This window comes from Segatella hominis (genome assembly GCF_004535825.1).
GTDB lineage: Bacteria > Bacteroidota > Bacteroidia > Bacteroidales > Bacteroidaceae > Prevotella > Prevotella hominis.
Genome location: NZ_SGVY01000004.1, coordinates 102735 through 115077, shown reverse-complemented (window position 1 = coordinate 115077; position 12343 = coordinate 102735). Strand labels below are relative to the sequence as shown.

Genomic DNA, 12343 nt, shown 5'->3' with positions numbered 1-12343 from the left:
ATGATAGGATGCACCCTGCTTGTTAGTGGTGCATCCTATATTCATGCGCAGGAACTGCAAGCGAAGATTACCATCAACCATGCCCAGATTTCGGGCACGGACAACGCTGTTTTCGACAACCTGCAGCAGACGTTAGAGAGATTCGTCAACGAGCGACAATGGACGCATCTGCAATTTCAGAAGAACGAGCGCATCAACTGCAACTTCAATCTGACGGTGAGCAAGTATGACAAGAGCCAAGGTCTCTTCACCTGCAAGGCACTCATACAGGCCAACCGCCCCGTCTATAACTCCGCCTACACCACTACTATATATAATAATGTGGACGAGAACTTTATCTTCAAGTTTGCTGAGTTCGACCAGATTGAATTCAATGAGGAAACACTCGACAACCAGTTGACTGCCCTCTTCGCCTACTACGCTTATCTCATCATCGGTCTGGATCTCGACACCTTCTCCCCGATGGGAGGAGAAGACGTCCTGCAGCGCTGCATGAACCTCACCAACAATGCCCAGAACCTCGACTTCCCGGGATGGAAAGCTTTCGACAACAACCGAAACCGCTATGCCATCATCGCCGACTATCTGGACGGAGGTATGAAACCATTCCGCCAACTCCAATACGATTATTACAGAAAGGGACTTGACGAGATGGCAAACAATGCAGAACGAGGACGTACAGAAATCACGACCACTCTGGAGGAGAACCTGAAGAAGGCAAGGGAAAACAAGCCGCTCAGTCTCCTGCCACAGATATGGACGGACTACAAGAAAGACGAGCTCTCCAATATCTACAAGGGAAAGGGAACTCAGAAAGAGAAGGAAAGTATCTATGACCTCCTCTTCTCCATCAATCCTACACAGAACAATTCGTGGGACAAAATCAAGCAATAATTATGCTCAAACAATTATATATCAAGAATTTCACGCTCATCGACGAACTCAACATCCAGATGCACCCAGGCTTCTCTGTCATCACGGGTGAAACGGGTGCAGGAAAGAGTATCATCCTCGGAGCCATCGGTCTGTTGTTAGGCAACCGTGCTGACAGCAAGTCTATCAAGGCTGGCAGAGATCGTTGCGTCATCGAGGCACACTTCGATCTGTCTAAATATGATATGCAACAGTTCTTCACCGACAATGACATCGATGAAGATTTGTCGGATACCATTATCCGCCGTGAGTTGACGGCAGCAGGGAAAAGCCGTGCTTTCATCAATGATACACCGGTATCGCTGACCAAGATGAGGGAACTGGGGGAACAACTCGTCGATATACATTCGCAGCACCAGAATCTCCTGTTGCAGAAGGAAGACTTCCAGCTCAATGTGGTGGATATTATTGCACAGGACGAGAAACAGCGGAAGAATTATGAGGCTGCGTACAATCAATATAAACAAGCCAACCAGAAACTGAACGCTCTGAAGGCTGAAATCGAAAAGAACAGGGAGAACGAGGACTTCCTCCGATTCCAGTTTAAGGAACTCGATGAGGCACAACTGCAGAATGGAGAACAGGAAGAACTGGAACAGGAATATGAGATGCTCAGTCATTCCGAAGATATCAAGACGGCACTCTATCAGGCAGACAACCATCTGTCGGGAGATGACGGCAATATCATCGAAAGACTGAAACAGACATCAGAGCAACTCGCTAACATCAAGGATGTTTATCCCGAAGTAACCGAACTGTTGGAGCGCATCGATTCCAGTTATATCGAACTGAAAGATATTGCCCAGGAAGTAAACGGACTGACCGATCATGTAGAATTTGACCCTGCCCGTCTGGAGACCATCAATGAGCGACTGGACAAACTCAACTCACTGCAGCAGAAATTCCACGTCAGAGACTTGGGAGAACTGATAGAAACCTACCATCAGCTCAAGGAACAGCTTTCACACATCGACCATAGCGACGAGGATGTGGAAGCCTTGGAACAGGAAGTGACCCAATTGTTAGAGAAAGCACAGAAACAGGCAAAGGAATTGACCGCTATCCGTACGAAGGCTGCCAAAAAAGTAGAGGAGGAAATGAAGCAGCGCCTCATCCCGCTGGGCATTCCAAACGTAAGATTCAGCATCAGTCTGACAGAGAAACCGCTCAGCCACGATGGTGGAGATAAGGTAAGTTTCCTCTTCAGTGCCAACAAGAGCACCCCCCTCCAACCTGTTACCCAGGTAGCATCAGGAGGAGAGATTGCCCGTGTAATGCTCTCGCTGAAGGCAATGATCAGCGGAGCCGTGAAACTACCAACCATCATCTTTGACGAGATAGATACTGGAGTAAGCGGCAAGATAGCAGAGAAGATGGCACAGATCATGGCAGAGATGGGCAACCACGAACGACAGGTTCTTTCCATTACCCACCTGCCACAGATAGCAGCCATGGGCAGTCACCACTACAAGGTGAGCAAGGAAGAAACCGACAATGGAACTATCAGTCGCATGACGGAACTATCACAGCAGGAGCGTGTACAGGAAATCGCCCAGATGCTCAGTGGAAGTGATGTCAGTGAGGCGGCACTCGCTAATGCCAAGGAATTATTAAGAATATGAAAAGAATATATATAACTATGATAGGATGGATGGTCGGAGCATCATCTCTCCTTGCACAGCCAGGTTCTGTGCAGAAGGTAGCCAAGAGTGTCTTCTCACTCACCACCTTCAACAAAGATGGAGGCATCATCGCTTCTACCCAGGGCGTCTTCATCGACAACAAGGGCACTGCCATCAGTACCTTCAAGCCATTTATCGGCGCTACCAAGGCAACCGTAGTAGATGCCAATGGCAAATCGATGGAAGTAGATGCCATCATGGGTGCAGACGAGTTGTATGATATGGCTAAATTCAGAGTCATCGGCAATACCAATGCTGCACCGATTGCAAGCAAGGCTTCAGAAGCTGGCAACAAGGTATGGCTGGTTCCCTACTCCATCAAAAAGCCACAATACCAGCAAGAGGATATCAGTAGCGTAGAGCAGTTTAACACCTCCTACAACTACTATATTTTCAGCAATACCGCACCAGAGAATGCCATAGGTTGCCCATTTGTCAATAAAGACGGACAAGTAATCGGACTTATGCACTCCAATGGTACCGTTACGGCCATCGATGCCAACTATGGCAAACAACTGCATGTAACCGGTCTCTCCACCCTGGACGCAGCCCTTCGAGAAAGCGGCATCCGCACCGCCTTGCCAGACAAGGAGGAAGATGCCATCACGATGATGACGCTGAGCAAGGGACAGAAATCGGCTGATGACAACATGAAATATGCAGACGAGTTTATCGGAAAGTTCCCTACATCCTCATTCGGTTATAAGGAAAAGGCAGCCTTGTTGGTCAACAAACAGCAATTTGAGGAGGCAGAGAAAGTAATGCAGGAAAGCATCAAGAAATGCAGCAAGAAGAATGAGGCTCACGGCGATTTTGCTGACCTCATCTATCAGAAGGTAGCATACGTAGGCGATTCCATCTACCCTGCTTGGAATGCAGACAAGGCTTTGCAGGAAGCACAGAAAGCCTATAGTATCAAGGCTGAGCCGCTTTACAAGCACCAGGAGGGTAAAATCAACTACCTGAAAAAGGACTATCAGAAGGCATACGACCTGTTTATGGAACTGACCAAGACACCGATGAACAGTGGCGAGATATGGTATGAGGCAGCCCAAGCTAAGAGTCAGCTGAAAGCACCATACGATGAGTTGAAAGTACTTTTGGACAGTGCCGTATCAGTAGGAGTACGCACCAAGATGGCAGCCCCTTATTATCTGGCACGTGCCAATTTCCTTGATGCCCAGGGCAAGACCAGAGAAGCATTGGCAGACTATAATATGTATGACAGCATAGCTCGTCCGATAGCCCCTACCTTCTTCTATGCCCGATACAAATGCGAGATGAAGTTGCACCAATGGCAGCAAGCATTGTTGGACATCGCCCGCACCTGTTATCTCAATCCGAACGAACCAACCTATTTTGCAGAATGGGCAAGTCTCGATCTCCGCGTGAAGAGATATGATGAGGGAATCAGCGCTGCAGAAGCCTGTATCAGACTGGCACCGGAATACGCTGATGGTTATCTTCTCCTCGGTATTCTGCAAGCAGAGAAAGGCAAGAAAGAGGAAGCCAAAGGTAATCTGCTGAAAGCTAAGGAGCTGGGTGATACCAGAGTGGATGAATATCTGAAGAAATACAAATTGAATTAAAGTTTAGGTTTCATTTATAGTAGGCGTACTGTTCTCGTGATGGGAACATACGCCTTTTATTTTATTCCCCAAATGCCTTTGCACTCAGATTTGCGTAAGTATGGGCAAAATAATACATAATTAATAAAAAAAACAAAGGAAATGTCAGGGGAAGAACCTAAAGGAAAATTCTATGGATAAAGATATAAATTCTATTAACAATTAAAACGAAAGGAGTAAAATGATAGCACTTGCTGACTGCAATAATTTCTACTGCTCATGCGAGCGGGTTTTCCGCCCTGACCTGGTGGGCAAGCCGGTGGTTGTACTGAGTAACAACGACGGCTGCATCATCGCCCGTTCGGAAGAAGCCAAGGCTCTTGGCTACAAGATGGGCGATCCTTTCTACCAGATGAAGGAAAAGTTGGAGGCTGAGGGCGTAGCGATATTTTCGAGCAACTACACTCTCTATGGTTCACTGTCCAACAGAGTGATGTCAATGCTCTCTCATTACTCTCCCCAACTCGACCAATACTCCATCGACGAGAGTTTCTTCGAAGTGGACAAATCCATTGCCGCTGCCTTCTTTCAGGAAAATCAATCCTCCGAAAAAACGGATTCCCTGCTCCACCGTTACGGCGCAAGAATCTCATCCGACCTACTCCGGGCAGTGGGCATTCCCATCTCCATCGGCATCGCTGAAACCAAGACGCTGGCCAAAATCGCTTCAAAATTCGCCAAGAAATACAAGGGCTATCAGGGCTGCTGCCTCATCGATACCGAGGAGCGCAGACACAAGGCACTGTCGCTTTTCCCTATAGAAGACGTATGGGGAATCGGCCGACAAATAGCCCGCAAACTCGACTATATGGGAATCAGAACCGCAGCTCAACTGGCCGAACAGAAAGAGAGTTGGGTGCGCAGTCATTTCAATATCACCACCGTGAGAACCTGGAAGGAACTCAACGGCGAAAACTGCATCAGCATCGAGGAACTACCCCAGAAGAAAAGTATCTGCACGAGCAGGAGCTTTGCCAACGAGGGCATTAGCGACAAGAATGTAATAGAGGAGGCCATGGCCAATTTTGCCGTACGTTGCACAGAGAAGTTACGCAGACAAGGCAGTGTATGTCAGGGTGTTACCGTATTTGCTTGGACCTCTCGTTTCAACAATCATGTGCCGGAATATACCATCCACGACTCGCTCGTACTGCCCATCGCCACTGATGCTCAAGACGAGATAGTAGGAGCAGCGCTCACCATCCTACGCGCCCGCTATCCAAAATCTGTGTCCGACCGTCCCGACCTGTCGTTCCGCTTCAAGAAGGCAGGCGTGATACTCTGGCAGATATCCCCCTCCACGCCACGTGAGCAGGACCTCTTCGACCCCATCAACCGTGAGCGCCAGAAGGCACTGATGGCGGCCATCGATGCCATCAACCACAAGAACGGATACGGAACTATCCGACAAGCCATCCAGGGCACAGACTGCCGTTTCGACCTGAAGCGTGAATACATGTCGAAACGTTTCACCACAGATATTAGCGACATACTGGAAGTGAAATGTTGAGAATATTATCCATAAAAAAGGTTGAGAGAAAGGTTGAGAAAAAAGGTAGAAAGACTCCTTTAAAAACAACTTTTTTTGAAAAAAGAATAAGCAAAAGAAGAAAGGAAAACAAAACAGATATTAATAATAAAGAATAGAAGAAACAGAATGAAAGAAAAAATAAAACTAACTATACACCCCGCAGAAATCGGGGAAAAGATGGCCATTCCGATGGCTGAACAGAGTGTAAAGGCAGGATTTCCTTCGCCTGCACAAGACTATATGGAGGGAGAAATAGACCTCAATGATGTGCTCGTGAAACACAGGGAAGCTACATTCTACGTGAGAATTTCGGGCGATAGTATGAGGGATGCTGGCATCCTGGACGGAGATCTGGCCGTGGTGGACAGACTGATAGAACCCGGTAATGGCAACTTCGTGATTGCATTCGTGGACGGTGAATTCACCATCAAGCAGTTCAAGATGGACGAAAGCGGAAACTTCGGCTGGCTCGTGCCGTGGAATAACGACTACTCACCCATTAGAGTGGACGAAAACAACCGCTTTATGATATGGGGCGTCGTCACTTATGTGATTCACAGATTCTGTAAGGAATAAAATTTCCAAAGAGGAGGAATTTTCCCTTCCCATATCTCATGAAGGCTATCGGACAACCGAAGCCTTCAGGATAATAATATCTTCAAGAGGGCGGTCGTTATTACCCTTGTCTGTGGCCACATTCTGGATTTTATCCACCACATCCATACCCTCAAGTACTTCCCCGAAAACGGTATAGCCGCCATCGAGATGAGGCACACCGCCGTATTTCACATACCCGTCAATCACCTGCTTATTAGGCAGCACATAGGTCTTCTCCTCTCTGGCCTCCTTCTCTATCAAATATTCTATTTGTCGGCGCGAGAAATTCCTACCCCAAGTAATATAGAAATCGCAGGGAGCTGAAGCAAACTTTGGATTCTCCTCATCTCCCTCGCGTGCAGCACAGAGCTGACCTCGCTTATGGTAATATTTCGGATAGCGGATTTCTGCAGGAACGGCATAAGCTGTATCAAAAACCTCCTTTTTCAGAGGATCCACCTTTCGGGTAGCCGGATCACCAGCTTGCACCATAAAATTCTTGATGACACGATGGAAGATACAGCCATTATAATAGCCACACTTCACCCACTTCAGAAAATTGTCGCGATGCAGAGGCGTATCATTATAGAGCGCAATGCGGATATTGCCCATCGTAGTTTCCAACAAGACTTCCGGACAGGTAGGGTCCTGATGCACTCCAGCCGTATCAACACCCTCCACGGCAATGCCCTTTAAGACTGTCACTTCCTTGGCATTCATATAATCCTGAGCATAGCTTTGCTGCCCGAAAAGAGCAAGTGCTATGCTCGCCATCACCATTTTCATATTCATATTTAATGTCATATTTTCTTCCTAATTATAACAAGATTGATTTTTCAAATTTTCAAAGATTAAGACCTACTTCACAGTAATATGAAAACAGCCCTGATTCACCTCATATTTCACAAGACAGCGACCACGCTCACGGAAGTCGCGCAGCACCTCGCTGAGCACCCATTTCAGAGAGTCGTTTCTCACCTCCCGACGAGGATTTTTAGCCGTCTGCACAGTCTTATAGCGATTATAGCAAACATCAAAAGTTGTGCCGTATAGATGGCAGGAATTCTCAGTTGCATTTCCGTTTCTTGTGCGGAGTTTCGCCACATCATCCTTGGTACGGAGGATGCTCGTCACAATGATTTTGTGCAGCGGAATGCCCTTGATCTGGAGCGAGTCGAAATAGGCCCTTCCGATATCCTGTAAAAGCACCGAAGCACGGGGTACGAGATAAGGAATACTATTGTTGAGTTTATCAACATAAAAAAACGGATTACTACCCACATAGACCAGCGCTCCCTTGCTGTGTTCAGCCTCATCACGATTCTGCACCGGCTTTACCCCATAATGGTTGGCTGCCTGTATCTGCACATCCTGCTGATCGGGAAACGTATTTCCAAAATGCGGAACAGAAAAGATGCGGTGTTTCACCTCCTTGCCGTCCTTATCAAAGAAAATCGAACTCCCCTTTGCAGCAGAGTCCAAAGCAATTCCAGGCACAGCATCCACTATATTCCCAGCAGAAGCACCATTTAATTGAGATTCATTAGACCGAGAAGCTTCCGCCTCCAGCGCAGCATCATCCTCTGCCAACAGAGCAGCAGAATCATTTTTCAAAGAATCAACAGCCTCAGTCTTTGTTAAACAGGATTCCGCCACGCTCGGTTTCGCTACTCTTATCAGGGCGAGAATCAGGACTATCACAACAAATCCGAGCAGAAAACGATTTTTGCTCGACATGGCACAAAGAATTCTGATGATATTTCGTACGATTTCTTTCAATTTCATGATTTGAGTATTTTCAATTTTATTTTGATCAAGCTCCAGTTTCGGAAGATTACTTTCCGCATATAGGGAAAGAATCCCTAAGCAAGGTTCCAAGGGAAATAAGCCTTAGCCTTATTCCGATGAGAGAAAGAATCCCAGAGCAGAAGCCAAGCTTTTAGACCTGCCTAATCAAAAATGTAGTGCAAAAGTACGGTAAAAAAACGAAAATGCAAAACTTTTTAAAGTCTTTTTAAACAAAACATATCAGAAATTTTGCTCATTTCAAGGAAAAATAGTAATTTTGCAGCGTATTAATATCATATAAGTTTAAACTATATTATTTTTAGAGTTTTGATAGAGAAACATATTGTACTCGAAGACGTTGACCCAGTGATGTTCTACGGAGTGAACAACAGTCACCTGCAGATGATTAAATCACTGTACCCGAAGTTGCGTATCGTTGCACGCGACAATGTACTTCGTGTGCTCGGCGACGAGGAGGAAATGGCGAAAGCGGAAGAAGAAATAGAGCAGATGCGCAAGCATTTGGCGAAATACAACATGCTCAACGAAGAGGATATCCTTGACATTGTGAAAGGCAAGCAGACCAAGGCCGATTCAGCTAAGGATGTACTGGTATATAGCATCAGCGGAAAGCCTATCAAGAGCCGGAGCACCAACCAACAAAAGCTTATTGATGCATACGAGAAAAACGACATGGTGTTTGCCGTAGGTCCTGCAGGAACAGGTAAGACCTACCTCAGCATCGCACTTGCAGTAAAAGCTCTCAAGGAAAAAACAGCCAAGAAAATCATCCTCTCGCGCCCTGCCGTAGAAGCAGGCGAAAAACTCGGATTCCTACCGGGCGACATGAAAGACAAAATAGACCCTTATCTGCAACCGCTCTATGACGCCTTAGAAGACATGATACCTGCCGTAAAACTGCAGGACATGATGGAAAAGCATATCATACAGATAGCTCCACTTGCCTTCATGCGCGGACGCACACTGAGCGACGCTGTAGTCATCCTCGATGAAGCTCAGAACACCACCTCCCAGCAAATCAGAATGTTCCTAACACGTATGGGTATGAACACCAAAATGGTAATCACGGGAGACCTCACGCAGATAGACCTGCCAAGAGAACAGCGAAGCGGACTGAAAGAGGCTCTCAAGATACTCGAAGGTGTGGAAGGTATCGGAGTGGTCAACCTCGGACAGAAAGATATCGTAAGACATAAGCTCGTAACCCGCATCGTAAATGCATACGACAAATACGACAAGGAAAGAGCAGAAGCCCGGGAAGCTATGAAAGCAGAAAAGACAGAAAATTCAAAATAATTTAGAATAAGGAACTGAAGGAAGCAACCCCTCTACAAAGAGATAAGGAAAGGCGACGGAAAGTTCGAAGTTCAAAATTCAAAGTTCAAAATAAAAATGAAAGCATTAACAAAGACAGATTTCCATTTCAATGGACAGAAGAGTGTTTACCACGGTAAAGTACGTGATGTGTATGACATTAACGACGACATCCTCGTGATGGTCGCTACCGACAGAATCTCAGCGTTCGACGTTGTGCTGCCAAAAGGCATCCCATTCAAGGGACAGGTACTCAACCAGATAGCTGCGAAGTTCCTGGATACGACGACAGACATCTGTCCTAACTGGAAGTTGGCTACACCAGACCCAATGGTCACCGTTGGTCTGAAGTGCGAAGGTTTCCGTGTAGAGATGATCATCCGTTCTATCCTCACAGGTAGCGCATGGAGAGAATACCAGAAGGGTTGCCGCGAAATCTGTGGCGTGAAACTCCCTGAGGGTATGCGCGAGAACCAGCGTTTCCCAGAACCAATCATCACTCCTACCACAAAGGCTGACGAAGGTCACGACATGAACATCTCTAAGGAAGAAATCATCGCCCAGGGCATTGTTAGTGCTGAAGACTATGCAGTGATGGAAGACTACACCCGTCGCATCTTCGCTCGCGGACAGGAGATTGCTGCCAAGCAGGGACTCATCCTCGTAGATACAAAATATGAATTCGGCAAGCGCGATGGCAAGGTTTACCTCATCGACGAAATCCACACTCCAGACTCAAGCCGCTACTTCTATGCTGATGGCTACGAGGAGAAGTTCGAAAAGGGCGAACCACAGCGCCAGCTCTCTAAGGAGTTCGTACGCCAGTGGCTCATCGAGCACAACTTCATGAACGAGCCAGGACAGACCATGCCTGAGATTACCGATGAGTATGCAGAGAGCGTATCAGACCGCTACATCGAACTCTACGAGCACATTACAGGCGAGAAGTTTGACAAGGCAACCGAGGAAGGCGATATCGCTGCCCGCATCGAGAAGAACGTAAGCAAATGGCTTGCAGCAAGAAAGTAATCATTCCTGGGAAATAATTATTCCGCAGAGGAGTTAGTTTTTCCCTGAAAAGAGTACTATATATATTAATGTACAAGCAAGAACAAATTAAGCCCTATGAAGGCGAAGGAGACAAGGGCAAGCTGGTGGAAGAAATGTTCGATAACATCGCTCCTACCTACGACACCCTCAATCATCACCTCTCATGGGATATCGACAAGGGGTGGCGTCGCAAAGCCATCGGACTGCTGCAGCGCCACCACCCTGAAAAGATGCTCGACATCGCCACCGGTACGGGCGACTTCGCTATCCTGGCGGCAAAAACACTGCATCCCCAACAGCTCATCGGAGCAGACATATCCGAGGGCATGATGGAAATCGGAAGAAAGAAAGTAGAAAAGGAAAATCTGCAAGACATCATCAGTTTCAAGAAAGAAGACTGTCTGCACCTCTCCTTCCCTGATGAAACCTTCGATGCAGTGACGGCAGCATTCGGCATACGAAACTTCCAGAACCTCGACCAGGGTCTCAAGGAAATGTGCCGAGTATTGAAGAAGGGCGGACATCTGAGTATCGTAGAACTCACACATCCCGTGAAATTCCCGATGAAGCAGCTATTCCGCATCTACTCCCACACGGTATTGCCGATATACGGTAAGCTGATTTCTAAAGACCAGAGTGCCTACAGCTATCTGACGGCCACCATCGAAGCCTTCCCACAGGGAGAAACGATGATGGAGGTGCTAAAGAAAGCAGGATTTGAGAAAGCTGAATTCAAGCGACTCACCTTCGGCATCTGTACGATGTATTTCGCAACAAAATAAAAACAAAAAAATAATCAGTATGGACAAGTATGGACTCATAGGTTACCCTCTGGGGCATTCATTCTCAAAGAATTACTTCAACGAGAAATTCGAGAACGAGGGTATCGACGCTACCTACATCAACTTCGAGATACCTACCATCGAAGACCTGGCAGAAGTGCTCGACTCCAATCCTGAATTAAAAGGATTCAATGTGACCATCCCTTACAAGGAAAAGGTTATCAGCTATCTGGACTACGTAAGTCCCGAGGCAAATGCTATCGGTGCTGTAAACGTGGTAAGAGTTACCCACAAAGGCGACGAAATGGTGCTCAGAGGCTACAACAGTGATGTGATAGGCTTCACCCAGAGCATAGAACCGTTTATCGAGTCTTTCCACAAGAAAGCCCTTATTCTCGGTACGGGTGGTGCATCCAAGGCCATCTGCTATGGACTGAAGTCGCTCGGACTGGAAACCGTCTTCGTGAGCCGATACGAGCGTCCTGGCACTCTGCAGTATGACAAGATTACACCTGAAATCATCAAAGAATACAACGTGATTGTCAACTGTACTCCTGTGGGAATGTACCCTCACGTAGATGAGTGTCCACCACTGCCATACGAGGCCATGGACAGCCATACCTTATTATATGATTTGATCTACAACCCCGATGAAACCCTCTTCATGAAGAAGGGCAAAGAGCAGGGAGCCACCGTAAAGAACGGACTGGAAATGTTACTCCTGCAAGCCTTCGCATCTTGGGATTTCTGGGAAGGGAAAGAGCAACTGTAAAAAAGATTTTTCTGAAGAAAGATTCTCTAACAGATGAGAAGACTTTCAGAAGAATATTTTTTCAGAAGAAAGAAAACATCAAAGGAAAAGAATTTCAGATGAAGGATTATTCTGAAGAAGGAAATCATCAGATGAAAAGACTTTCCGATGAAAACTTTTCAGATTATATAATATATAATAATGTAAAGGAGAAAAGACTTTAAGTTAAAACGATAAAAAATAGAAAAATGAGCAACAATCGCTAT

The 12343-nt window shown here is 46.5% G+C and carries 13 protein-coding genes; 11 read left to right on the top strand and 2 right to left on the bottom strand.

The annotated features are described in order from the left end of the window. From porD to EXN75_RS02470, 6 genes are all read left to right on the top strand, one after another. Positions 1–894, top strand: a complete 894-nt coding sequence (gene porD, locus EXN75_RS02490; RefSeq protein WP_134842687.1) for a type IX secretion system protein PorD — start codon at positions 1–3, stop codon at positions 892–894. A 2-nt stretch (positions 895–896) separates the two neighbouring features. Continuing rightward, positions 897–2555 (top strand): DNA repair protein RecN, encoded by a 1659-nt coding sequence (gene recN / locus EXN75_RS02485; protein WP_134842660.1) that lies wholly within the window; start codon positions 897–899, stop codon positions 2553–2555. Next, on the top strand, positions 2552–4204 hold the full coding sequence (locus EXN75_RS02480; RefSeq protein WP_134842659.1) for a tetratricopeptide repeat protein: 1653 nt from the start codon (positions 2552–2554) through the stop codon (positions 4202–4204). Before recN ends, EXN75_RS02480 begins: the two co-directional genes overlap by 4 nt. Before the next feature lie 220 nt (positions 4205–4424). Continuing rightward, a complete protein-coding gene (locus EXN75_RS02475) occupies positions 4425–5753 on the top strand; it encodes a Y-family DNA polymerase (RefSeq protein WP_134842658.1) in 1329 nt (442 codons plus the stop codon). Next, positions 5747–5890, top strand: a complete 144-nt coding sequence (locus EXN75_RS17575; RefSeq protein ID WP_167639430.1) for a hypothetical protein — start codon at positions 5747–5749, stop codon at positions 5888–5890. Before EXN75_RS02475 ends, EXN75_RS17575 begins: the two co-directional genes overlap by 7 nt. A 73-nt stretch (positions 5891–5963) precedes the next feature. Then, the gene (locus tag EXN75_RS02470) at positions 5964–6350 is read left to right on the top strand and encodes a LexA family protein (RefSeq protein WP_233524594.1); all 387 of its coding nucleotides are present in this window, start codon (positions 5964–5966) and stop codon (positions 6348–6350) included. Positions 6351–6395: 45 nt separating this feature from the next. On the opposite strand, the gene EXN75_RS02465 is transcribed toward EXN75_RS02470, so the two are convergent. Together EXN75_RS02465 and EXN75_RS02460 are read right to left on the bottom strand one after the other, a co-directional pair. After that, positions 6396–7175 carry a peptidylprolyl isomerase gene (locus tag EXN75_RS02465; RefSeq protein ID WP_134842657.1) on the bottom strand — a complete coding sequence of 260 codons (780 nt, stop codon included), beginning with the start codon at positions 7173–7175 and terminating at the stop codon, positions 6396–6398. A gap of 54 nt (positions 7176–7229) precedes the next feature. Beyond that, entirely contained in the window at positions 7230–8156 is a 927-nt protein-coding gene (locus tag EXN75_RS02460; protein ID WP_246031267.1) for a DUF5715 family protein, read from the bottom strand. Between the two features lie 330 nt (positions 8157–8486). On the opposite strand from EXN75_RS02460, the gene EXN75_RS02455 reads away from it, so the two are divergent. The 5 genes from EXN75_RS02455 (at position 8487) to EXN75_RS02435 (ending at position 12301) form a co-directional block, all read left to right on the top strand. Then, on the top strand, positions 8487–9476 hold the full coding sequence (locus EXN75_RS02455) for a PhoH family protein (RefSeq protein ID WP_134842656.1): 990 nt from the start codon (positions 8487–8489) through the stop codon (positions 9474–9476). Between the two features lie 96 nt (positions 9477–9572). Further along, positions 9573–10523, top strand: a complete 951-nt coding sequence (locus tag EXN75_RS02450; protein WP_134842655.1) for a phosphoribosylaminoimidazolesuccinocarboxamide synthase — start codon at positions 9573–9575, stop codon at positions 10521–10523. A 68-nt stretch (positions 10524–10591) separates the two neighbouring features. Beyond that, positions 10592–11326 (top strand): bifunctional demethylmenaquinone methyltransferase/2-methoxy-6-polyprenyl-1,4-benzoquinol methylase UbiE, encoded by a 735-nt coding sequence (ubiE, locus tag EXN75_RS02445; RefSeq protein ID WP_134842654.1) that lies wholly within the window; start codon positions 10592–10594, stop codon positions 11324–11326. Between the two features lie 19 nt (positions 11327–11345). Beyond that, positions 11346–12098 (top strand): shikimate dehydrogenase family protein, encoded by a 753-nt coding sequence (locus tag EXN75_RS02440; protein WP_134842653.1) that lies wholly within the window; start codon positions 11346–11348, stop codon positions 12096–12098. Continuing rightward, the gene (locus tag EXN75_RS02435) at positions 12065–12301 is read left to right on the top strand and encodes a hypothetical protein (RefSeq protein ID WP_134842652.1); all 237 of its coding nucleotides are present in this window, start codon (positions 12065–12067) and stop codon (positions 12299–12301) included. Before EXN75_RS02440 ends, EXN75_RS02435 begins: the two co-directional genes overlap by 34 nt. Positions 12302–12343 lie beyond the last annotated feature (42 nt).

Coding starts and splice junctions, on each gene's coding strand:
- porD (WP_134842687.1), top strand. CDS start 1: ATGATAGGATGCACCCTGCTTGTTAGTGGTGCATCCTATATTCATGCG.
- recN (WP_134842660.1), top strand. CDS start 897: ATGCTCAAACAATTATATATCAAGAATTTCACGCTCATCGACGAACTC.
- EXN75_RS02480 (WP_134842659.1), top strand. CDS start 2,552: ATGAAAAGAATATATATAACTATGATAGGATGGATGGTCGGAGCATCA.
- EXN75_RS02475 (WP_134842658.1), top strand. CDS start 4,425: ATGATAGCACTTGCTGACTGCAATAATTTCTACTGCTCATGCGAGCGG.
- EXN75_RS17575 (WP_167639430.1), top strand. CDS start 5,747: ATGTTGAGAATATTATCCATAAAAAAGGTTGAGAGAAAGGTTGAGAAA.
- EXN75_RS02470 (WP_233524594.1), top strand. CDS start 5,964: ATGGCTGAACAGAGTGTAAAGGCAGGATTTCCTTCGCCTGCACAAGAC.
- EXN75_RS02465 (WP_134842657.1), bottom strand. CDS start 7,175: ATGACATTAAATATGAATATGAAAATGGTGATGGCGAGCATAGCACTT.
- EXN75_RS02460 (WP_246031267.1), bottom strand. CDS start 8,156: ATGAAATTGAAAGAAATCGTACGAAATATCATCAGAATTCTTTGTGCC.
- EXN75_RS02450 (WP_134842655.1), top strand. CDS start 9,573: ATGAAAGCATTAACAAAGACAGATTTCCATTTCAATGGACAGAAGAGT.
- ubiE (WP_134842654.1), top strand. CDS start 10,592: ATGTACAAGCAAGAACAAATTAAGCCCTATGAAGGCGAAGGAGACAAG.
- EXN75_RS02440 (WP_134842653.1), top strand. CDS start 11,346: ATGGACAAGTATGGACTCATAGGTTACCCTCTGGGGCATTCATTCTCA.